Origin of the sequence: Achromobacter sp. (assembly GCF_032113835.1) — a bacterium.
Classification (GTDB): domain Bacteria; phylum Pseudomonadota; class Gammaproteobacteria; order Burkholderiales; family Burkholderiaceae_B; genus Achromobacter.
Genome location: NZ_DAMCTG010000046.1, coordinates 12,439 through 12,654, shown reverse-complemented (window position 1 = coordinate 12,654; position 216 = coordinate 12,439). Strand labels below are relative to the sequence as shown.

1 protein-coding gene is annotated in these 216 nt (G+C 58.3%); it reads left to right on the top strand.

The annotated features are described in order from the left end of the window. Positions 1 to 8 precede the first annotated feature (8 nt). Positions 9 to 216, top strand: a 208-nt coding sequence (locus RT697_RS16595; RefSeq protein WP_313700310.1) for a hypothetical protein, incomplete at its 3' end; no start/stop codon positions are given.

Genomic DNA, 216 nt, shown 5'->3' with positions numbered 1-216 from the left:
GAGCGCCGGTGTCTGACACCCTTGAGGCGGCGGTGAAACTTGAAGCGGATCTCTCAAGGGTGTCAGACACCTCCTCAGAGAAATACTCTGGCCCTGCTTATGGCGGTGCGCCGGTGTCTGACACCCTTGAGGCGGTGATGAAACTTGAAGCGGATGTCTCCAGGGTGTCAGACACCTCCTCAGAGAAATACTCTGGCCCTGCTTATGGCGGTGCGC